Origin of the sequence: Sphingobacterium sp. Lzh-3 (assembly GCF_046764375.1) — a bacterium.
In the GTDB taxonomy this organism is placed as follows: domain Bacteria; phylum Bacteroidota; class Bacteroidia; order Sphingobacteriales; family Sphingobacteriaceae; genus Sphingobacterium.
Genome location: NZ_CP177226.1, coordinates 4,050,307 through 4,070,464, shown reverse-complemented (window position 1 = coordinate 4,070,464; position 20,158 = coordinate 4,050,307). Strand labels below are relative to the sequence as shown.

The following is a 20,158-nucleotide window of genomic DNA, read 5'->3' as shown; positions in this document are numbered from 1 at the left end:
AAGCCACTAAAGTGGCTTTTTTGCTTTCTGAAAAATGGTTCGTTCTGCAATGTCGTGCTAGGAGGATATAAGCGGTATACTGCGCAGAAAATCATTTAGCACGGCATTAAATTTTTCGGGTTCTTCCAAATTGGGCAAGTGTCCGGATTCTTCAAATTCCATATAGCGGACATCCGGTATATTCTCGATGAGGATATCGGTTTGTTCTACGCTCATCAATTTGTCGTGTTTACCTTTTATGACCAATGTTGGAATAATGATTGTTCTCAACGAATGCGTTGTATCTGTTCGTGATGCAAGAGCAAGTTGTGTTGCGCAAATGCTGGCGACTTCATTTCTGCGGATACAGCTTTTGATAAGTTCAACAGCCTCGGGGTTTTCACGGATTGTTTTATCGTGAAATACATTGGCGATAAACCCAATGGCAAATGGCCTTCTGCCGTACTTTAACAAGGCCTGGATGGAATCAAAACGCTTTTGTTTAGCTTTATTGTCGTCGGCAAGTGAATTGGTGTCACAAAGGACAAGTCCTTTGAGCTGTTGTCCGATTAGTTCATAAGTCCGGAGTGCTATGTAGCCTCCCATGGAGATTCCACAGAGGATGACGTGATTGAGGTCGAGCTTACGGATAAATTCCACAAGATCTTTGGCAAAAACATCAACGGAGAAAAAACCATGTCCGTTGGTACTCAGTCCATGTCCCCGAACATCGATCGCGATGCCCGTATATTCTTCGTCGAGTTGAAGGAGCTGTTGTTTCCATGTATTTTTGTTGAATGGAAAGCCATGGATAAATAGGACGGTTTTGGGAGAAGGGTAAGCGGTGCTTGGCCGAATGTAGTAGGAGATACTGATGTCTCCGATGCGGATTTTACTGCGTTTTAATTCTCTTTTGCTCATGAATACTAATATTTGTCCGTGTCTGAAAAAAAAAGTTGATATTTTAAATATAATATTATCAACGAGATAAAAGAAATGTTGTTGTATAAAGTTGAAAAAAGAGAAAAAATGTTTGTGAAATTGATAAATATACCGATATTTGCATCACCAAAACGGAAAAGGATAACGGATTTGTTTTGGTTGCCTAGCGCTCCTAGCTCAATTGGATAGAGCATCTGACTACGAATCAGAAGGTTAGGGGTTCGACTCCCTTGGTGCGCACAAATACAGTTTTTGTATTGTTAAAAGAGGCATTCCTAGCTCAATTGGATAGAGCGTCTGACTACGGATCAGAAGGTTAGGGGTTCGACTCCCTTGGAGTGCACAAATAAAAGCCAGTCAATTTGATTGGCTTTTTGTTTTTAGAAGCATTATTGCAGGGCAGTCGATGGAAGGAGGGAACTTCTTTTTGAAAAAAAATTTGTAAAAAAACGAATTCTGACTATATTTGCGTCACCAAAACACATGGGACAGAGTTCTAAACGTAATGGTTTATTGCGCTCCTAGCTCAATTGGATAGAGCATCTGACTACGGATCAGAAGGTTAGGGGTTCGACTCCCTTGGAGCGCACAACTGAAAAGCCTAGTCATCATCTGTGATTAGGCTTTTATTTTTTAACTCGTTTTAATTTCTTAAATAAAACTATGCTAAACCTTGTAATATTTGGCCCTCCGGGTGCAGGTAAGGGAACCCAATCTGCAAAGCTTATTGAAAAATATCAATTGGTTCATGTTTCAACTGGTGATATTTTTAGAGCACATATTAAAGGTCAAACGCCACTTGGTCAACAAGTGAGCCAGATTATTGCTGAGGGAAATTTAGTGCCAGATTCGATTACGATAGCAATGCTGGAAGAGGAAGTAAAGAAAAATCCGGATGCAAAAGGATTTATTTTTGATGGATTTCCTCGTACTGTTGCTCAAGCTGAGGCATTGGATGCTTTTTTAGAAGGTATCAATACATCAATCTCGGTCGTAATCGCACTGGATGTGAATGAGGATGAATTGAAAGCACGCATCGCTAAACGTAAGGAAATTTCTGGTCGTGCGGATGATGATGCGGATAAATTGGTGAAGCGTATTGATGAATATTTCACGAAGACGATTCATGTGTTGCCGTATTATGAGGCACAAGGTAAACTTTCTAAAGTGAATGGTATCGGTGATATCGATTCTATCTTTAAAAGTTTAACAGATATCATCGATAATTATTAATTAAGATAAGTACTTTTTAGACTGTAATAAATTGTAATGGCGCAAGGCTCGAATTTTGTTGATTATGTGAAAGTGTGTTGTCGTTCTGGACATGGTGGGGCAGGTTCGGCTCATTTGCACCGTGACAAGCACACAGCTACCGGTGGACCCGATGGTGGTGACGGCGGTCGTGGCGGGCATATTATCCTGAAAGGAACGACTAATCTCTGGACGTTACTCCATTTAAAATATCGTAAGCATATTATTGCGTCAAACGGTGAGTCTGGCGGCAGTTCTTTGCGTACGGGGGCAACTGGACGTGATGAGATCTTGGAAGTGCCGTTGGGTACGATTGCGAAGGATGCAGAGACGGGAGAGGTGCTGTTCGATATCACAGAAGACGGTGAAACCAGAATATTGGTCCCGGGAGGAAAAGGCGGGCTGGGCAACTGGCATTTTAAGTCGCCAACGCAGCAGACACCACGGTTTTCGCAACCTGGTCTTCCTGGTAAAGAACAGTGGATGATTCTCGAATTGAAGGTTCTTGCCGATGTTGGACTGGTTGGATTTCCGAATGCTGGTAAATCAACGTTGTTGTCCGTCGTTTCTGCTGCAAAACCAGAAATTGCGAATTATCCCTTTACAACACTGGTACCTAATTTGGGTATGGTGAGCTACCGGGATAACCGTTCCTTTGTTATGGCCGATATTCCGGGTATTATCGAAGGCGCTTCAGAAGGAAAGGGATTAGGGTATCGTTTCTTGCGGCATATTGAACGAAATTCTGTTCTGCTGTTTATGGTGCCAGCCGATACCGATCGGACGATCCGTGAGGAGTACGCGATTCTATTAAATGAACTGACTGCGTATAATCCTGAATTGGCCGATAAACCCAAATTGCTGGCTATTACCAAGTCTGATATGCTCGATGAGGAGCTGGAGAAGGAAATGGAGCAGGAGCTACCGGAAGATGTACCCTATATTTTCATTTCTTCGGTAACAGGTAAAAATATATTACCATTGAAAGATATGATCTGGAAAGCAATCAACTCTTAAAAGTTGAATATATAAACAGAAAAGGCGCTCCACACCGTGAAGCGCCTTTTCTGTTTATATTAAATGCTATATGTTGCTAAAAAAAGAACATTTAATAAGTTTTTTTGTTAATTTCATACGATTATTTTATTCCTGATGGAAGGCTGGTTTTTAGCCCCATTACCAAATTAAATCTAAATGAAAACAGAAAACGAAAAGTATTGCGTAGAATGCGGCAAGTTGATCAATATCAAGGCCGAGGTTTGCCCCTATTGTGGTGTACGACAACCTATTTTTTATGCGAACCAACCCTTTCAACAACAAAATAACACGTTACAGGATGATAGATGGTTGCCGGCATTGTTATTTTGCTTTTTTCTAGGCCCTTTTGGAGCGCATCGGTTCTATTTGGGGCAAATTGGTACTGCCGTTATTCAGCTGCTTACCTTAGGCGGTTGTGGTATCTGGTATTTAATTGATTTGATTATGATTCTTGTCGGAAAATATAAGGATGCAGATGGCAACTATATTAAGAGTCCTATAAACAATAATTAATGATTTATATCCTACTGAAATACCTTAAATATCATTGGATCTATTCGTTGGTATTGGGGTATTTCGGAATTGCTATAGGGTTATATCTTTTCACGGATATCCACATTCTTATTCCTTGCCTTTGGAAGGCTGCAAGTGGCTATGATTGTCCGGGATGTGGTCTTACTACCGCTTTGATTGCTTTGTTGCGCTTGGAGTTTCGAGAAGCCTGGCTAGAGAATCCATTGATTTATATGCTTGTGCCGCTATTGACAGGTCTGGTTTTGAGGGACTTTGCTCAATTTATGGAGCGGAAATCAATTTCGGAATAAAAAAATAAAAAATGTTTTCACTTTTAAGTGATATGTCGTAACTTTGTCTCCCGTGAAAATTAAAGTAGAGTCTTTATTGGTAGGTGCCTTAGGAAACGGTTTGTCAATCGTGATGATGCATTGTTAATTGATATTTAGCCCATTTGAGGGCTTTTTTTATATCCAATCTGGAACGCTTTAAAATTCATAAAAGTAAGGATACACATTTTATAATATAACATCGATAATGACCAACTACAGCAAATTGCCTGCAATTTTAGTTTTAGAAGATGGTACAGTTTATCACGGTAAAGCCGCTGGTAAAATTGGTACGACTACTGGGGAGATCTGTTTTAACACAGGAACAACTGGTTATCAAGAGATTTTTACAGATCCATCTTATTTTGGACAAATCATGGTAACGACCAATGCACACATTGGTAACTATGGTATTGATGAGGAGGATACCGAATCAAATCAAATTCAGATTGCAGGATTAGTTTGTAAAAACTACAACATCAACTATAGCCGTAAAATGGCTGATGAATCTATCCAAAGCTATTTTGAAGAGGGTAATTTAGTTGGTATTTCTGATGTGGATACCCGTTCATTGGTGCGACATATCCGTGATAAAGGAGCAATGAATGCAATTATTTCTTCAGAAACATTGGATGTTGAGGAATTAAAGCGTCAATTGGCTGAAGTTCCTTCAATGGATGGACTTGAGCTGTCTTCAAAAGTAACAACAGCTGAGCCTTATTTCTTCGGTAACGAAAATGCATCGTTACGCGTAGCGGTTTTGGACTTGGGGATCAAGAAAAATATCTTGCGCAATTTTGAGGCTCGTGATGTATATACAAAGGTTTTTCCTGCGAAAACAACATTTGAGGAAATGGAGAAATGGAATCCGGATGGTTATTTCATTTCCAATGGTCCTGGCGATCCAGCACCGATGGATTATGCAATCGATACGGTAAAAGCTATTTTGAATGCAAATAAACCGATGTTTGGTATTTGTTTAGGTCACCAGATCTTAGCATTGGCAAATGGTATCCGCACAAGCAAATTGCATAACGGACACCGTGGTATCAATCACCCGGTGAAGAATATTATCGCTAATCGTTGTGAAATCACTTCGCAGAACCACGGTTTTGGGGTTGTGGCTGAAGATATCCAAAATTCTGAGAACGTCGAAATTACACACGTTAATTTGAACGATCAGTCTATTGAAGGTATCCGTATCAAAGGACAGAAAGCATTTTCGGTGCAATATCACCCAGAATCATCACCGGGTCCACATGACTCGCGCTATTTGTTTGATGATTTTGTAGCGATGATCAAAAACTAATTTGTACAATATAATATAAAAAACCCTTCAGATCTTGAAGGGTTTTTTATTGTGACAATAGTACCAATTATTCAGATTAGTACTATTTTATTCATAATAAATAGGGGAATAAATACATTTTTTATTATATTTGGTTGTGAAAAATGTCTGTAGATAAGAGTGTGTCTTATCTACACTAAGTAATGAAAATAAATTATAGTCTAATAAAGAGATGAGTTTAATTATCGATGTTCATGCGCGTCAAATTTTGGATTCGCGCGGTAACCCTACAATCGAGGTAGATGTTACTACACAAAATGGTTTTGTTGGTCGTGCAGCTGTTCCTTCAGGTGCTTCAACTGGTATTCACGAAGCAGTTGAATTGCGCGATGGCGACAAGGCAAAATATTTGGGAAAAGGTGTTTTGAAAGCTGTTGAGAATGTAAACACTAAAATTGCAAAAGCTTTAGAAGGTGTAGATGTTTTCGAACAAAATGCCATCGATAAAATCATGATTGATTTAGACGGTAGCGAAAATAAAGGTAACTTAGGCGCAAATGCTATTTTGGGTGTTTCTTTAGCTGTTGCAAAAGCTGCTGCACAAGAGTCACGTCAGCCATTATACCGTTACATCGGCGGTGTAAATGCAAATACTTTGCCTATTCCTATGATGAATATCATCAATGGTGGTTCTCACTCTGATGCGCCTATTGCATTTCAGGAATTTATGATCATGCCTGTGGGTGCGCCTTCATTCTCTGAAGCTTTGCGTTGGGGTACCGAGGTGTTTCATACCTTGAAAAAAATCTTACATGACAGAGGTCTTTCCACTGCAGTAGGTGACGAAGGTGGTTTTGCACCAACTTTTGAAGGTACTGAAGATGCAATCGAAACAGTTTTGAAAGCGATTGAAATCGCTGGTTACAAACCAGGTCAAGATGTTTGTTTAGCATTGGATTGTGCTTCTTCTGAGTTCTACAAAGACGGTAAATACGATTATACGAAGTTTGAAGGTGATAAAGGTGCTGTACGTTCTAGTGAAGAACAAGCAAGCTATTTAGCTGAATTAACAGCTAAATACCCTATTATTTCTATTGAAGACGGTATGGCTGAAGATGATTGGGCTGGATGGAAAACATTGACTGACAAAATCGGTGACCATGTTCAATTAGTAGGTGATGATCTTTTTGTTACGAATACAAAACGTCTTCAACAAGGGATTGATACACATACAGCAAATTCAATTTTAGTGAAAGTAAATCAAATCGGTTCATTGACTGAAACAATCAATGCGGTTACTTTAGCTCAAAATTCTGGTTATACTTCTGTGATGTCGCACCGTTCGGGCGAGACTGAGGATGCAACTATTGCAGACTTAGCTGTCGCATTGAACTGTGGTCAGATCAAAACAGGTTCTGCTTCCCGTTCTGACCGTATGGCTAAATACAATCAATTGTTGCGTATCGAAGAAGAATTGGGTGGTAATGCCCGTTTCATTGGTAAAAACTTTAAATACGCTAAAAAATAGAATAAAGCTTGATTTTTAATATAAAAAGCCGAAGTGTTTTCTACTTCGGCTTTTTTTGTGGGCAAATATTTCTTTTCTATTTGTGCGAGTGGGACCAGATTTGATAACTTGTCTTATTATGAGTTATTTCCTGTGTTTTTGTTCGGATAGGTTAGATCCAAGTCGAATGTTGTATTCAGTTTTTTGATAAAGTGTGTCGCCAATAATGGTGATTCCACCTCAATATTCTGGTGAATAAAGAAATACAATTTTTGCAGCCCGTTTTCCCGCCATAGTTTCAGAACATCGATCCAGTTATCGAGTCGATCGTAGTCTGATGCATGATTTGCACCTACATACCGTATGAAAGCGGTCGGCGTTGTTAAGCGCATATGGAGCATGTCTCTCCGGCCAGCAGTATCGACCAGTACATTCGTTACATTTGTCTCCTCCAGGAGCGTGTATAGTTCTTTCGTGACTTCGGGTTTGGAAAACCAGTCTTTATTACGGACTTCCAACGCTAGCGGGACTTCTTTTGGCCAGTCATGTAAGAATAGTTTTAAACGGGCCATGTCCTTTGGGTTATAATTGTCGTGCATTTGGAGAAAGGCCATTCCCAGTTTTTCATCGAAATGAACAATGGAATCCGTAAATAATTTTACTTTATCTCCCGTATTTAATAGTCTGCTAAAATGGCTGATGGATTGCGGTATTTTGGGAAAGAACTTGAAGTTAGCAGGTGTTTTCTTTTTCCAGGTCTCTACTTGATCTATACTGGGTGAGTTATAGAATGTAGCATTGAGTTCAATACTGTTAAACTGCGTGGAATAATAGGCAAGTTCGTCCTTTGTGCCTCGGGGATAAAAGCCTTTTAAATCTTGTTTATTCCATTTTGCACAGCCAACATATACCTCAAAAGGTTTGTCTATTTTGAAGTGCTGTAATAAGGTTAAGGTTTCTGGTGTAGTAGGAGGAAGGGTAAAATCGATTTCCTCAGGGTGCTCTACTTGGCCGAATTTCATATCAGTTTTTTCTTAATTTATAATCAAATAATAGATGAGCCAACAATGCCAACAGCGTATAACATGTACCTACGAAAATAACGCCGGGCCATTGGAAGTGTTGCCATGCTTGTGCAGCAAAAAAAGTGCCTGTTGATCCACCAATGAAATAACTCACCATATATACAGTATTTAGTCGATTGTTGGCACCGAGGTTTAGCGCATAGAAATCGCTTTGATTTAGGATATGCATCGACTGTAGGCCAAGATCGATGAGAATAACACCAAGGATCAGGCCCCAATAGTAATTGCCGAAGAGGGCGAATAATAACCAGCTGAGTAACATCAATAGGATCGCGTACAAGATGATTTTTGCTTTGCCTATATAAATGGTTAGTTTATTGACAAAAGCAGCGGCAAGGGCCCCACAGGCACCGACGAGGCCAAAGGCTCCAGCAGTTGCCGGGCCATCAAAGAAAGGTGGGGCTTCAAGATGGAAAACAAGCGTTGTAAAAAATGCGGAAAAAGCCCCAAATCCCATGGCTCCACGAAAAGCCGCCAACTGTAATACAGGTTGTTTCCTGGCAAAGTTCCAGACTGATCGCATCAATTCCTTATAAGAACCTTTAAAATTAGGCAGTACCTCTGGGAGCTTCAATGCGATGGTGATGGCTGTAATGACCATAATTGCTGACGCTATCCAATACATTTCGCGCCAGCCAAAGTAGGAGCCGACAAAGCCGCTTACAACCCTAGAGAGTAATATACCGATCAGCAGACCCGACATAACCATACCTATCGCTGAAGCTTGCTTTTCTTTGCTCGCAAGTTCGGCTGCCATGGGTACAAAAACCTGTGGAATAACGGACGTGAAACCTATCAGAAAGCTGAATAGCAAGATAGATAGGATAGAAGTGGACATGGCCATGCCTACCAAAGAAAAAATAATGAAAAAGAAATCGATCAAGATCATTTTTTTTCTTTTAAACATATCCCCTAAGGGAACGATTAGTAACAGGCCAAAGGCATATCCGATCTGCGTTAACATGGCCGAATTACTGACCATAGCCTCGTCAATATGGAGGTCTTTGGCAATCAGGCCCAATAGTGGTTGATTGTAATAATTATTGGCGACAACTAAGCCGGTGGCGATGGTCATCAGCCACAAGGTTGCTTTGGATATTTCGTTTTTGGAATCTATTGTTTGCGACATGAGCAATTAATGTAATTCATCCCAGAGATCCTGAAATTGCTGTTTCAAGGTTGCAACTTCCTGTTCCAATTGTCCAATTCGATCGAGTAAGATCTGGTCGTTCGAGGAGCCGCTCACCGGACCACTATTTTCATAGGCTTCCAGATTGATTTCTCCTAATAAATGGATGTAGCGGACTTCTTTATGGCCCGTTTGTTTCGGTAAGGACTTAAGATAGCCTTCTTGTGCCAATTTTTCCAATTGTTCATTGATTTCGCCCAACGATTCAAATTCATAAAGTCTTCCGGAGTTTGAATTAATTTCGCCGGCGGTCATTGGTCCTCTGAGTAGCAATAAACAAACAATGGTTAATTCAGAGGGAACCAGTGGAAATTGTATGGCAAAATTATGCTTATACTTCGTTACGCGAGATCCACCACCAACAACTGTCGAGATTAAGCCCTTTTTCTTCAATATATCTAGTGTCGACACAATATCGTCTTCCGTATAATGTACAACTGGTTTTCGGGAAGTTTTTTGATTACAAGCAGCCTGTAGACTATTGATCGTCATGGGGTAATATTCTGGGGTTACTTTAGATTTTTCGATTAGTGCGCCTAGTACACGTTGTTCCATGGCAGACAATTGGGGCAAATTAGTTGTTTCCATTTATTTTTAAGAATATAAATTTATGATCGAATACAAGTAGGCTGTTATGGTAACATAACATGGGCTTGCTGTTTGTTTCTTCTCAAAGATGCCCTTTTTCTCCTATAACTCCAAAAGATCTTTTTCTTATCTTCGCATGGAGTAATAGAAGATTTTAAGGTGCTTAAGATAGCTTTTCGTCAAGAATTTGTCCACCCCGTCAAAGAGGGACATCGTTTTCCGATGTTGAAGTACGAGTTGATTCCTTTACAGTTAAAACATGAAGGTCTGGCAGATGAGTCAAGTTTTTTCAGTCCTGAGCTCGCGAGTTTTGAGACATGCTGTTTGGTCCATGATCCAATGTATGTAAAGCAGTTGTTTGAGCTTACTTTGGATTCCAAGATGGTCCGTAGAATAGGTTTTCCATTAAGTCAAAGCCTTGTTGATCGGGAACGCTATATCCTTGATGGAACAATCCAAAGTGCAAAGTATGCACTGCAATATGGTGTTGCATTTAGCATTGCCGGAGGAACACATCATGCGGGTTATGATTTTGGCGAAGGCTTCTGTTTGCTGAATGATCAAGCGACTGCCGCAGGCTACTTATTGAAGTATAAATATGCTAGCCGCATCCTCATCATTGACCTGGATGTGCACCAGGGAAATGGTACTGCCCATATTTTTGAGGGGCATAACCAGGTGTTTACCTTTTCAATGCATGGTGAGAAAAACTATCCCTTTGTCAAACAGCGTTCCCATTTGGATATTGGCTTAGCAGATTATATTACTGATATGGAATATCTCACTTTATTGGAAGAAAGTTTGGTTAATGTATTTCGGGAATTTGAGCCTGATTTCGTTTTCTATCAAGCGGGGGTAGATATTTTGGAAACAGATAAGCTGGGTAAATTGAACTTAAGTAGCAGTACCTGTCTTCGAAGAGATGAATTGGTCTTTCAAATGTGCCATAAACACAATATCCCTGTTCAAGTAAGTATGGGCGGAGGTTATTCTCCTGAAATTAAAGATATTGTCAATGCACATTGTCACACTTTTAGAATAGCAATAGATATATATAATTTATAAGATAAGAAATATGTTTTTTCACCAAGATGCAACTTTTGAAGCGTTATCTATTCATCGCGTAGGCAATAAAGCGCAAGATGAATTTTATATTTTGTCGGATGCCCCGGTATCTCTTGAAGGAGACGACGTGTTACCTGGGCTCCTGATGCAGTATTTTATGAGCCCTTTTGCAAAGGTGAATGAAGTATATCGCTTATATCATCCCAATGGAGAGTTGGAGCTGAATGAGATTTTCTATTTTGTGCGGCAGTATTTTAGGGAGCAGCTTCCATTTCATGATTTCTCCCAGCAAATTTCAAAACACCTTTATGAGGTATCCAACCATCCTAAAATTAAGGCTGGAGAGGTGTATGTAGTTGCCTTAAAAAATGTGCAGATCGAAGGGGAAGAACATGATGCGATTGGTATATTCAAATCTGAAAATAAAGAGACTTATCTGAAAGTATATCCGGAGCAAGGTGCTTTTATGTTGGAATATGAGCAGGAGGCGATCAATATCAATAAACTGGACAAGGGCTGTATTATTGTCAACGTTGAAGAAGAAGAGGGTTATAAGGTGCTGGTTCTCGATCAGACAAACCGTCAACAGGAGGCTGTGTACTGGAAAGATGAGTTTCTGCAACTTCGCGTGCGTAACGATAATTTCAATCAAACGGGGAATTACCTGAAAGTGTATAAGAACTTTGTTCAGGAAAAATTAGATGAGACGTTTGAATTGGAGAAAGCAGACAAGATTGATCTGATGAACAAATCCATGAACTATTTTAAGGAAAAAGAGACTTTTGTCCAGGAAGAGTTCGAGGAGGAAGTATTGGGTAATCCACAAGCAATTGCTTTATTTCAGGACTTTAAAGCCGGTTTTGAAGATGAATTTGACTCTCCATTTCAGGCAAGTTTTGAAATAGCAGATAAAGCCGTAAAAAAAATGGAATCTTCTTACAAGTCCGTTTTAAAGCTGGATAAGAACTTTCATATTTATGTTCATGGTAAACGAGAATATCTTGAGAAGGGTTACGATGAGGATAAAGGCATGAATTATTACAAGGTCTATTTTGAGAACGAAAGTTAATCGTTTTATATCTTATTTGAATGGAAAAGCGCGATAAAATAGCTGTTTTCACGCTGCTGTTACTTCTGATTGGAATTTTTATTTTCTCCCTGATTGAGAAACATAGCCAATGGATTGAGGTATTTTATGCGCGTGGGTTTTACCGTTTCTATAGCCATGTGCCGAGATTTATTTTGGGTTATATTCCCTTTAGTCTTGGCGATCTATTTTATGTCGTCGTTGTTGCTTTTCTAATCTATTTAGTTGTCAAATTGATTGGAAATTTATGGAAAAGAAGATGGAAAAATTCTTTTCGTTCGGTTTTGCTCGTTATCAATTTGTTATTGGGGGTCTATTTTTTCTTTTACCTATCGTGGGGTTTAAATTATTATCGAAAGCCAATCAGTACAAATGCCCATTTAGAGGTTGATAGTTTAAAACTTGCAGATTATCTTGTGGTACTAAATGGACTTTTGGATAGCACAAATAAGTTGCGTGAACATGTGGATCCATCGCATTGGGAAGGGAGTAAAGAAGCTATTCAAGAGGATTTGAATCAATGGGTGCAACGGGATACAGCTTTTGCAGCGTTTTTATCAAGGAGACTAATTAAGGCAAAATCGCCAATAAATAGTAAGATAGTTTCCTTTTTTGGTGTATCGGGCTATTTTAATCCTTTTACCCATGAAGCGCAGGTTAATAAAGCCATGCCGGTAACTTTTCTACCTTTTACTACGGTGCATGAACTTGCCCACCAACAGGGAATCGGTTTTGAAGATGAGGCGAATTTTATTGCTTTTGTTCGTTTACAGCGGCATCCCCAATCTTTTTACCGGTATTCGGCTTACCTTCAGACGACGCTTTATATGTTACGTGAGCTGCAGGGTATGTACCCCGATTTGGGAAAAGATTATAAAGGAAAATTAAGTGTAAATGTATTGAAAGACTTGGAAAAAGAAAAGCAGTTTTGGCGTGAATATACGGGTTGGGTCGACGATGTGATGGGATTGTTTTATAATCAATACCTGAAACATAACAATCAACAGGAAGGAATAGCACGGTACGATCGGATGACGCGGTTGGTATTGGCCTATGAGCTTAAGAGAAAAGGATGTAATTAGCATATGAAATCCTAAAAAAGCCGTATTACAAAAAATAATACGGCTTTTTTAGGATCTTAAAGAAGATTACTTTTGTGTTGAAATTAGTTCAAATGAACCTTCAGTTCCGGGGCTGCCCGAATAAATTTGTCCTTGCGGCAATCCTCTTAATCCAGTGGGAGCGGTTTTAATCCGATCATAGATGTTTCTCAAGTCTGTGTTTGCATTGACAGCTCGTCCACCTGCAGCTACGTCTCCATAAATATAGTTCACAGCCTTTTTGTTGGTTGTTTGAGGTTTGAGACTGCCATCTGTTAAAGTGACTTTAATTTTTCCTCCGTTCCCATTTGGAAAGGTTTTCGTGCCATTAAAAGCGTCATCTCCTTTTGCAATAATATAAAGGGAACCTAATTTTTGAAAATTAGCATTGATGTCAAAGTTGGCACCGTTATTCTTTCCATCGGTTCCATAGATGGTTGCCTTATTTCCAATTTCAGCATAACCAATCGTTAGCTTGACATTTTTCTTACCATAGAACGAAAGGGTAGCATTGTCTTTCATGATTAAAGTATCGATGTGCATGACGACGGTTGAGTCTCTATTATCGATATTTTTTTTTGCCTTTTTGCCAATTTCCAGTTTAGAAATATGTTGTGTTTCTTGTGCTTTCCCAGTGAAGGTCATTGCAAAGCAAAGAAAAAAGCCTAGAATAAATTTAAATTTCATAAAACTTTTAATTAATTGTAACTAACTAGTAGTTTGACAAATAAAAGGTCAAAGAGTTTAAATTTTAGCGAGATATTTTACAATTAATTTGGCCGTTTTCTCAGATGCGCCGGGAGAACCTAGTTTTTCTGCCAGAATATCGTAGTTTTCCATCACACTTGCACGATGGGCTTTATTATTGATAAGTTCACCTACTTCATAGGAAATATCGTATGGCGTGCAGTCGTCTTGAATCAATTCCCTCACTGATAGGAAATTATTAATTAGATTCACTAGCGAGATAAATTTAACCTTGATGACTAATTTGGCTATCCATACAGATAGTTGGTTAGCCTTATAAACGACAACCTGAGGTACCTTCAGAATACCTGTTTCAAGAGTAGCCGTCCCACTGGTGACGACTGCGGCTTCTGCGTTATGGAGAATATCGTAGGTTTGATCGAAGATCACGGGAATGTCGATGCCTTTAAAAAACTGCTTGTAATAGGCTTCGTCAAAATTGGGAGCACCGGCGATGACAAATTGATGAACAGGAAAGAAAAACGGAAGTTCGGCCATGATAGGGAGAAGCTTGGAAATTTCCATTTCCCGGCTTCCCGGTAAAAGGGCGATCAGTGGTTTTTCTGATAATCCATTTTGTGCTCTAAATTGGGGATTGAAATTATAGGTTGAAATCGCATCCAAAAGCGGGTTTCCAACGTAATCAACGGGCATGCGCCATTTCTTATAAAAATCTACCTCGAATGGCAAGATACAAAACATATGGTCGACAATCCGTTTTATTTTCTTTACACGACCTTGATTCCAGGCCCACACTTTTGGGGAAATATAATAGCAGGTTTTGATTCCGTGTTTTTTTGCAAAATCAGCGATTTTCAAGTTGAACCCCGGGAAATCGATCAGAATGACGGTGTCTGGTTTTTCTTTTAATAGATCATTTTTAACAAGTTTGAGATTCCTAGATATCTTTGGCAGATTTTTTAAAACTTCTATAAAGCCCATAAAAGCCATTTCTGAAGTATGTATCAATGCATTTTTTTCGGCCTCTGCTTGCATCAGATTTCCCCCGACTATTTGGAAAGTCGCATTGGGGTCTTCAATTTTTAATGCTTTAATAAGATTGGCACCATGTAAGTCCCCTGAAGTTTCACCTGCAATAAGATAGTATTTCATATGTCAACGATTTATTCTTTAATGATCATTTGGAATATCTTTTTATCGTTAAAACTGCGTTTCGTCTTAACGATGAATATTTCATTGGAATGATCGTTTTTGAACTGTTAAAGATAAGATTATTCTAGTTATATGATGACTTTGAACATATTATTCCATATCTTTAATTAAAGATGTTCAACTTTTGAAGAAAATATCCTAAGTATAAAAGCTAAATAGTATTTTTGTCTTATGCAACGATTGTGGTCTTTAATAAGAAATAAGTATTTGTTAGCCGCTTTGGCTTTTCTCGTGTGGATGTTATTTTTTGATCGAAATGACTTTGCCACGCAGTACAGTTATCAAAAGCAGAAAGCAAATCTGGAAAGTGAACGATCTTTCTATCTGAAAGAAAATGCGGCTATCATTAAAACAATTAATGATATTCGATCAAATCCGCAAGAAGTGCAACGTATCGCCCGGGAGAAATATAAGATGAAAAAAGACAATGAAGATATTTATGTGGTTACTAAAGTAGCAGCTAAAGGGAATCATTAACAGCTAAAGTTTAGTATAAAGTAAAGAATAACGGCCATCATGTTTACATGACGGCCGTTTTTATAACGTATATAGATATGGGTATTTTAATTTGCGGCTTGGGCTACTAGACCAATATATAGTGGTTTATTTTCATCATTGGCTTTGCCGATAAGGATCAATGAATAATAATAGCCTTCAACCAATTTAATGTCGCTACGTGTAGCAATTGTTTTTCCTGCTTTATCACGTGCCGTAACAGTGAATGTGCCGCTTTTTTGAGCGATAAAGCCCTGATGTGCACTTGCTGAATTTTGTGTTTCTTTTGCTCTATTTGTCCATTCTGTTGGAGAGGTCAAATCCCCTATTTTAAGGCTAACCAAATCTGTACCTTCCGCAAAATTAAAGAAGCGTAACCCAGATTCTGTATTTTTGATGTCTTTATTGATCCGATCTGTCGTGACCACCTGCACTGGTTTAGACTTTGATCCAAATAAAAAGGACGTATATATTGTACTATCTTTGACCGTTATTGTTGTATCCGTCAAGATTTTGTTATATTCTGCGGAAACTGCTATTTTACGTGCTCCTGTAAATAAACCGATTTGAGTATAACTCTTAAATCCCAATGGATAGCTGGGGTTTTGAAGTGAGCCTCCGTCCGCATAATAGATGACTGCATTGGCATCACTGTAGCCATTGACCATGGTAAACAATGCACCGGGAATTGGCTGATCATCATTATCTTTTAGGCAGCTTGTTAAAAAGAGTGCCGCTAAAGCAATAGCAATAAAATTGAATAATCTATAGTTTTTCATAACCGTGTAATATTAAAATCTATTTTTTTGTGACACACGTTGCGCTTGTGTTGTCTATTATACGGAGAAGACGCACACTTTGCTACAGCGATTTGTAAAAATAATAAAAATCTATGTTCAGACGTCGTTTTTTATTCCGATAGCCTTTGCAAGCCAATTTTTGAAGATGGTGGTTAATCGGATCGGCGGCAGATGAATATGGTTCCTAGACAAAATTTAATCAGTCTGAGGGAAAGAATTTGCTCATGTTGCGATTTACAATTCGATTTTGACCCGAGTTTTGTTTAGCGCGAGGATTTGGATTGTTAAACTAGTAATCCTAATTTTGAGGTATGAACAATAGAATCAAAAGAATTGCGAAGGGAATGTTTGAGCAGTTTAGGCATCGTAAAATTACGGAATCTGAATTTGTACAGGCGGAGGCAAAAGCGAGGAATCTAGGGAGCTATATGGACGACTTCAACGTATTAATTGCAATGTGTAAGGACACAATTACGGGGAAGTATAAAATGGATAGATGGAATTTATCGATTATTATTGGAACGATACTTTATGTGGTTTCGCCGATTGATGCGATTCCTGATTTTATTCTCGTGGGCGGGTGGATCGATGATGTGGCTATTGTTGGTTATGCGATTCGCAAACTTAGCGCGGAGATGGAACAGTATAAGCGTTCAAAGTTTCCTGTAGAAGCGAGATAAATAAAAAAAGCTACTTTTCTAAAGTAGCTTTTTTTATTTATTATTGAAGTTCAACTAGTGCTTAAAGTGTCTAACACCCGTTGTTACCATGGAGATTCCTTTTTCATTGGCCATATCAATTGACAATTGATCTTTGATTGAACCACCGGGTTGCAATACCGCCGCGATACCAGCTTCTGAAGCAATTTCCACACAATCAGGGAAAGGGAAGAAGGCATCCGATGCCATCGCACAGCCTTTAAGGTCAAAACCGAAAGAAATGGCCTTCTCAATAGCTTGTTTCAATGCATCTACACGTGAAGTTTGCCCTACACCTGAAGCTAACAAAGTGCCATTTTTAGCAAATACGATTGTATTTGACTTGGTGTGTTTTACAATTTTGTTCGCAAAATAAAGATCCTCCAGTTGTTCTGCAGTTGGCTGTACTTGTGTTACTGTAACCATTTGTTCAGGTCCTTCAATCGTATTGTCTTTATCTTGAAGAATGACGCCGTTCAATAGAGTTTTGAACTGTTGTGCTGGCAATGTAACCTCTTTACGAACCAAAATAATTCTGTTTTTCTTTGCGGTAAGTATAGCGATCGCTTCTTCAGAATAAGAAGGTGCAATCAACACCTCGAAGAATAATTTATTGATCTCTTCAGCTGTTGCAGCATCAACTTGGCCATTCGTTATTAAAACTCCACCGAAAGCTGAAACAGGATCACATGCTAAAGCATCTAACCAAGCTTGTTTGATTGTTGAACGGGAGGCAACTCCACAAGCATTCGTATGTTTTAAGATCGCGAATGTAGGTTCTGTGAACTCATCAATCAAAGCAACGGCAGCATCAACGTCAACCAAATTGTTGTAAGATAACTCTTTACCGTTTAATTTATCAAACATCTTATCTAAATCGCCGAAGAAAACACCTTTTTGGTGTGGGTTTTCACCGTAGCGCAACACCTGCGCTTTTTGCTCAGATTGTTTAAAAACCTGAAGCGGATTTTCTTGATTGAAATAGTTGAAGATTGCTGTATCGTAATGCGAGGATGTATTGAATGCACGTTTAGCAAATTCTTTACGTTGTTCCAATGAGGTATTACCTTCTTGGTTTGCTAGTATTTCCTCCAATTCTTTGTAATCATTTTTGGATGAGATAATAACGACATCGTTAAAGTTTTTAGCGGCAGCGCGGATCAATGAAATTCCACCGATATCTATTTTCTCGATAATATCTTTTTCCGATGCACCGGAAGCAACAGTTTCTTCAAAAGGGTACAAATCCACAATAACCAAATCGATCTCAGGTATTTCATACTGAGCAAGCTGTTGTTGATCCGACTCAAGTGGGCGACGCGCCAAAATACCGCCAAATACTTTTGGATGCAATGTTTTTACACGCCCTCCTAAAATAGAAGGGTAGCTGGTGAGGTCTTCAACTGGAACAACATCTATCCCTAAATCTTTGATAAATGTTTCTGTTCCGCCAGTGGAATAGAAAGTAACACCGTATTTGTTTAATAATTCAACTAAAGGAGCAAGGCCGTCTTTATAATAGACTGAAACCAATGCATTTTTAATCTTTACAGGATGGTTCATTATGATGGATTTGTTTCGTGGCGCAAAGATAGGTATTTAAAATCTTGATACCAATAAATCAAGTACTTTAAATAGAAAGGAGAATCTGTTTACGAGATTCTCCTTTCTACATTGTTTTAATTTTATACCAAATTGAGCTTTAATTTTAGCTCTTCAGAAATTTGGTTGGTGATATCCCAGATTGGTTCTGGTTCATCGGTATTATTAAATATAACCTGATCGCAAGTATCCCGGTAGGGAAGTAGGAATTCGTTGTAGGAAGGCAGCACATGGTTTACCCATTTGTACATAACATCATCTTCAAAGTAGCCACGTTCAACCAGATCACGGTGTAGACGTCGTCTTAATGCGATATCCTGATCTGCGCTTAAAAATATCTTATGATTGATTAAATTATTAATTTCCGTATAATAGAAAATGAATAGGCCCTCAATAATTAAAATGGGTGCCGGTTTAATCTCTAGTATCTTGGGGGTTAATGCCGGGTTGTTAAATGTATACTCTTCTTTATGTATTGTCTCACCGTTAAAGAGTGCCTTGATATCTTTATAAAAAGCATCTCTGTCGATTGATGTCGGAATATCGAAGTTATACAGCCTATTTTCCTCCTGGGTTTTAGTATTTGCAGGGATGTAATAATCATCTTGGGAAATTAAGGTTACCTCATTAGGCTTAAAATGTTTTAAAAAACTATTTAAAAAAAAAGTCTTTCCAGAGCCACTACTTCCGGCAATACCTATGACATACGGTTTGTTATTCATTCTTACTATGCTATAAAAGCTATTTTATTCTGTTAATTTTCTAGCGGTAATCCATAAGCAATTTCAACCTGAAAGCGTTTATCAAGTGCGCCTATGCTTGCGGCGGCAGACTTTGACAACACGACAATTGCATTTTGGTTTTCGGCATTATCATTAAATTTACCGACCACTTTTGCGTAAGTAACACTTTTGGTCATTGGGTTGGTAATTTTTAGAATAGTACCTACTGGAGCGCTCTTATGAAGAGCAAGATTGCTTGTACCTTGAGAGGAAAGTCCATCAATCCACACACCAATACCACGTTCGGACTTTTCGCGTATTCCGTAGCGGTTTGTTGAAATTTGATTTTCTTCTTTATCGTCAACGTCTGTCGAATCAGGCGTTACAATTTCGATTCCTTTAGGTTCAACTAATTTTGGTCGTTCTGGAGGTAGGGGCTGATTGGGGATCATGAGCTTCATTCCACCGCCAATAACGTTATTTTTTAAGTTGTTTGCTTTTTTGATATCTTCAACAGAAATACTGAATCTTTTAGATATGGCATAAAGTGTCTCTTTCTCTCCAACGATATATTCCGTAAAACCTTCTTGCTGTTGCGGATTACGCGGGTTTTGCACCGTCGTATTTCCACGGTCGTTGCTTACTGTTGATTTCGCTTTTCGACCTGTCGGAATCTTCACAATTTGCCCCAGGCTTAATGTTCCATTACCATTTATTTGGGTCAATTGGCCCACCGTTGTTTTATACTTTTTACTTAACTGGTAATAGTTGTCGCCTTTTTCAATTTTGAACAACACGTATTCTTCACCATTGATAGCTTCAGTTCCTACTGAATCAGGGATAAAATCAGTACGTAAAGAGGTTGAATTCTTTGCTTCAACTTGTTGAATAGCTAATATCGCGATGGATAGAATAGCTATCTTTTTATATGTTTTTAATTCGAATAAAACTTTCATATAT

At 38.7% G+C, this 20,158-nt stretch carries 21 protein-coding genes and 3 tRNA genes; 14 read left to right on the top strand and 10 right to left on the bottom strand.

What is annotated here, in order from left to right; translation table 11 throughout:
* Positions 1-57: 57 nt before the first annotated feature.
* Entirely contained in the window at positions 58-900 is an 843-nt protein-coding gene (locus tag ACLCDV_RS17315) for an alpha/beta fold hydrolase (RefSeq protein WP_411971750.1), read from the bottom strand.
* 187 nt (positions 901-1,087) lie between these two features.
* On the opposite strand from ACLCDV_RS17315, the gene ACLCDV_RS17310 reads away from it, so the two are divergent.
* The 9 genes from ACLCDV_RS17310 (at position 1,088) to eno (ending at position 6,868) form a co-directional block, all read left to right on the top strand.
* Positions 1,088-1,161, top strand: a tRNA-Arg gene (locus ACLCDV_RS17310).
* 29 nt (positions 1,162-1,190) lie between these two features.
* Positions 1,191-1,264 (top strand) — tRNA-Arg (locus ACLCDV_RS17305).
* A 172-nt stretch (positions 1,265-1,436) separates the two neighbouring features.
* A tRNA-Arg gene (locus ACLCDV_RS17300) sits at positions 1,437-1,510 on the top strand.
* A 74-nt stretch (positions 1,511-1,584) separates the two neighbouring features.
* On the top strand, positions 1,585-2,154 hold the full coding sequence (locus ACLCDV_RS17295; RefSeq protein WP_046675448.1) for an adenylate kinase: 570 nt from the start codon (positions 1,585-1,587) through the stop codon (positions 2,152-2,154).
* Between the two features lie 36 nt (positions 2,155-2,190).
* A complete protein-coding gene (gene obgE / locus ACLCDV_RS17290; RefSeq protein ID WP_046675449.1) occupies positions 2,191-3,189 on the top strand; it encodes a GTPase ObgE in 999 nt (332 codons plus the stop codon).
* Positions 3,190-3,366: 177 nt separating this feature from the next.
* The gene (locus ACLCDV_RS17285; protein WP_317665471.1) at positions 3,367-3,723 is read left to right on the top strand and encodes an NINE protein; all 357 of its coding nucleotides are present in this window, start codon (positions 3,367-3,369) and stop codon (positions 3,721-3,723) included.
* Positions 3,723-4,034 (top strand): DUF2752 domain-containing protein, encoded by a 312-nt coding sequence (locus ACLCDV_RS17280; RefSeq protein ID WP_411971749.1) that lies wholly within the window; start codon positions 3,723-3,725, stop codon positions 4,032-4,034. The genes ACLCDV_RS17285 and ACLCDV_RS17280 overlap by 1 nt, the downstream gene beginning before the upstream one ends.
* A 226-nt stretch (positions 4,035-4,260) precedes the next feature.
* The gene (gene carA / locus ACLCDV_RS17275) at positions 4,261-5,361 is read left to right on the top strand and encodes a glutamine-hydrolyzing carbamoyl-phosphate synthase small subunit (RefSeq protein WP_336838682.1); all 1,101 of its coding nucleotides are present in this window, start codon (positions 4,261-4,263) and stop codon (positions 5,359-5,361) included.
* A 211-nt stretch (positions 5,362-5,572) separates the two neighbouring features.
* On the top strand, positions 5,573-6,868 hold the full coding sequence (gene eno, locus ACLCDV_RS17270) for a phosphopyruvate hydratase (RefSeq protein WP_317665477.1): 1,296 nt from the start codon (positions 5,573-5,575) through the stop codon (positions 6,866-6,868).
* Between the two features lie 116 nt (positions 6,869-6,984).
* Here eno and ACLCDV_RS17265 read toward each other — a convergent pair whose 3' ends face one another.
* Genes ACLCDV_RS17265 through ACLCDV_RS17255 form a run of 3 tightly spaced genes read right to left on the bottom strand, consistent with a single transcriptional unit; the run spans position 6,985 to position 9,709 of the window.
* Positions 6,985-7,869, bottom strand: a complete 885-nt coding sequence (locus ACLCDV_RS17265; protein WP_411971748.1) for a DUF72 domain-containing protein — start codon at positions 7,867-7,869, stop codon at positions 6,985-6,987.
* Position 7,870: 1 nt separating this feature from the next.
* Complete coding sequence (locus ACLCDV_RS17260) at positions 7,871-9,061, bottom strand: MFS transporter (RefSeq protein WP_343567947.1); 1,191 nt, start codon at positions 9,059-9,061, stop codon at positions 7,871-7,873.
* A 6-nt stretch (positions 9,062-9,067) separates the two neighbouring features.
* Positions 9,068-9,709 carry a YceH family protein gene (locus ACLCDV_RS17255; RefSeq protein ID WP_343567949.1) on the bottom strand — a complete coding sequence of 214 codons (642 nt, stop codon included), beginning with the start codon at positions 9,707-9,709 and terminating at the stop codon, positions 9,068-9,070.
* 159 nt (positions 9,710-9,868) lie between these two features.
* On the opposite strand from ACLCDV_RS17255, the gene ACLCDV_RS17250 reads away from it, so the two are divergent.
* Genes ACLCDV_RS17250 through ACLCDV_RS17240 form a run of 3 tightly spaced genes read left to right on the top strand, consistent with a single transcriptional unit; the run spans position 9,869 to position 12,943 of the window.
* A complete protein-coding gene (locus ACLCDV_RS17250; RefSeq protein WP_343567950.1) occupies positions 9,869-10,774 on the top strand; it encodes a histone deacetylase in 906 nt (301 codons plus the stop codon).
* A 10-nt stretch (positions 10,775-10,784) separates the two neighbouring features.
* Positions 10,785-11,843, top strand: coding sequence for a nucleoid-associated protein (locus ACLCDV_RS17245; protein WP_411971747.1), 1,059 nt, complete (start codon positions 10,785-10,787; stop codon positions 11,841-11,843).
* 20 nt (positions 11,844-11,863) lie between these two features.
* Positions 11,864-12,943, top strand: coding sequence for a DUF3810 domain-containing protein (locus ACLCDV_RS17240; protein WP_411971746.1), 1,080 nt, complete (start codon positions 11,864-11,866; stop codon positions 12,941-12,943).
* A gap of 66 nt (positions 12,944-13,009) precedes the next feature.
* On the opposite strand, the gene ACLCDV_RS17235 is transcribed toward ACLCDV_RS17240, so the two are convergent.
* Both ACLCDV_RS17235 and lpxB read right to left on the bottom strand, forming a co-directional pair.
* The gene (locus tag ACLCDV_RS17235) at positions 13,010-13,648 is read right to left on the bottom strand and encodes a hypothetical protein (protein WP_317665491.1); all 639 of its coding nucleotides are present in this window, start codon (positions 13,646-13,648) and stop codon (positions 13,010-13,012) included.
* Positions 13,649-13,705: 57 nt separating this feature from the next.
* Positions 13,706-14,821 (bottom strand): lipid-A-disaccharide synthase, encoded by a 1,116-nt coding sequence (gene lpxB, locus ACLCDV_RS17230; RefSeq protein ID WP_411971745.1) that lies wholly within the window; start codon positions 14,819-14,821, stop codon positions 13,706-13,708.
* 231 nt (positions 14,822-15,052) lie between these two features.
* Here lpxB and ACLCDV_RS17225 point away from each other — a divergent pair, with 231 nt between their 5' ends.
* The gene (locus ACLCDV_RS17225) at positions 15,053-15,358 is read left to right on the top strand and encodes an FtsB family cell division protein (RefSeq protein WP_317665495.1); all 306 of its coding nucleotides are present in this window, start codon (positions 15,053-15,055) and stop codon (positions 15,356-15,358) included.
* Positions 15,359-15,444: 86 nt separating this feature from the next.
* Here the strand turns inward: ACLCDV_RS17225 and ACLCDV_RS17220 are convergent, their stop codons facing one another.
* A complete protein-coding gene (locus ACLCDV_RS17220; RefSeq protein WP_317665497.1) occupies positions 15,445-16,155 on the bottom strand; it encodes a DUF4397 domain-containing protein in 711 nt (236 codons plus the stop codon).
* Between the two features lie 332 nt (positions 16,156-16,487).
* Between ACLCDV_RS17220 and ACLCDV_RS17215 the strand changes: the two genes are divergently transcribed.
* Entirely contained in the window at positions 16,488-16,856 is a 369-nt protein-coding gene (locus ACLCDV_RS17215) for a YkvA family protein (RefSeq protein WP_317665499.1), read from the top strand.
* 54 nt (positions 16,857-16,910) lie between these two features.
* Here the strand turns inward: ACLCDV_RS17215 and purH are convergent, their stop codons facing one another.
* The 3 genes from purH to ACLCDV_RS17200 all read right to left on the bottom strand — a co-directional run bounded on the left by purH (position 16,911) and on the right by ACLCDV_RS17200 (position 20,154).
* Positions 16,911-18,437 carry a bifunctional phosphoribosylaminoimidazolecarboxamide formyltransferase/IMP cyclohydrolase gene (gene purH / locus ACLCDV_RS17210; protein ID WP_411971744.1) on the bottom strand — a complete coding sequence of 509 codons (1,527 nt, stop codon included), beginning with the start codon at positions 18,435-18,437 and terminating at the stop codon, positions 16,911-16,913.
* Positions 18,438-18,559: 122 nt separating this feature from the next.
* The gene (locus ACLCDV_RS17205) at positions 18,560-19,198 is read right to left on the bottom strand and encodes a uridine kinase (RefSeq protein ID WP_248931986.1); all 639 of its coding nucleotides are present in this window, start codon (positions 19,196-19,198) and stop codon (positions 18,560-18,562) included.
* Positions 19,199-19,230: 32 nt separating this feature from the next.
* A complete protein-coding gene (locus ACLCDV_RS17200; protein ID WP_317665503.1) occupies positions 19,231-20,154 on the bottom strand; it encodes a LysM peptidoglycan-binding domain-containing protein in 924 nt (307 codons plus the stop codon).
* Positions 20,155-20,158 lie beyond the last annotated feature (4 nt).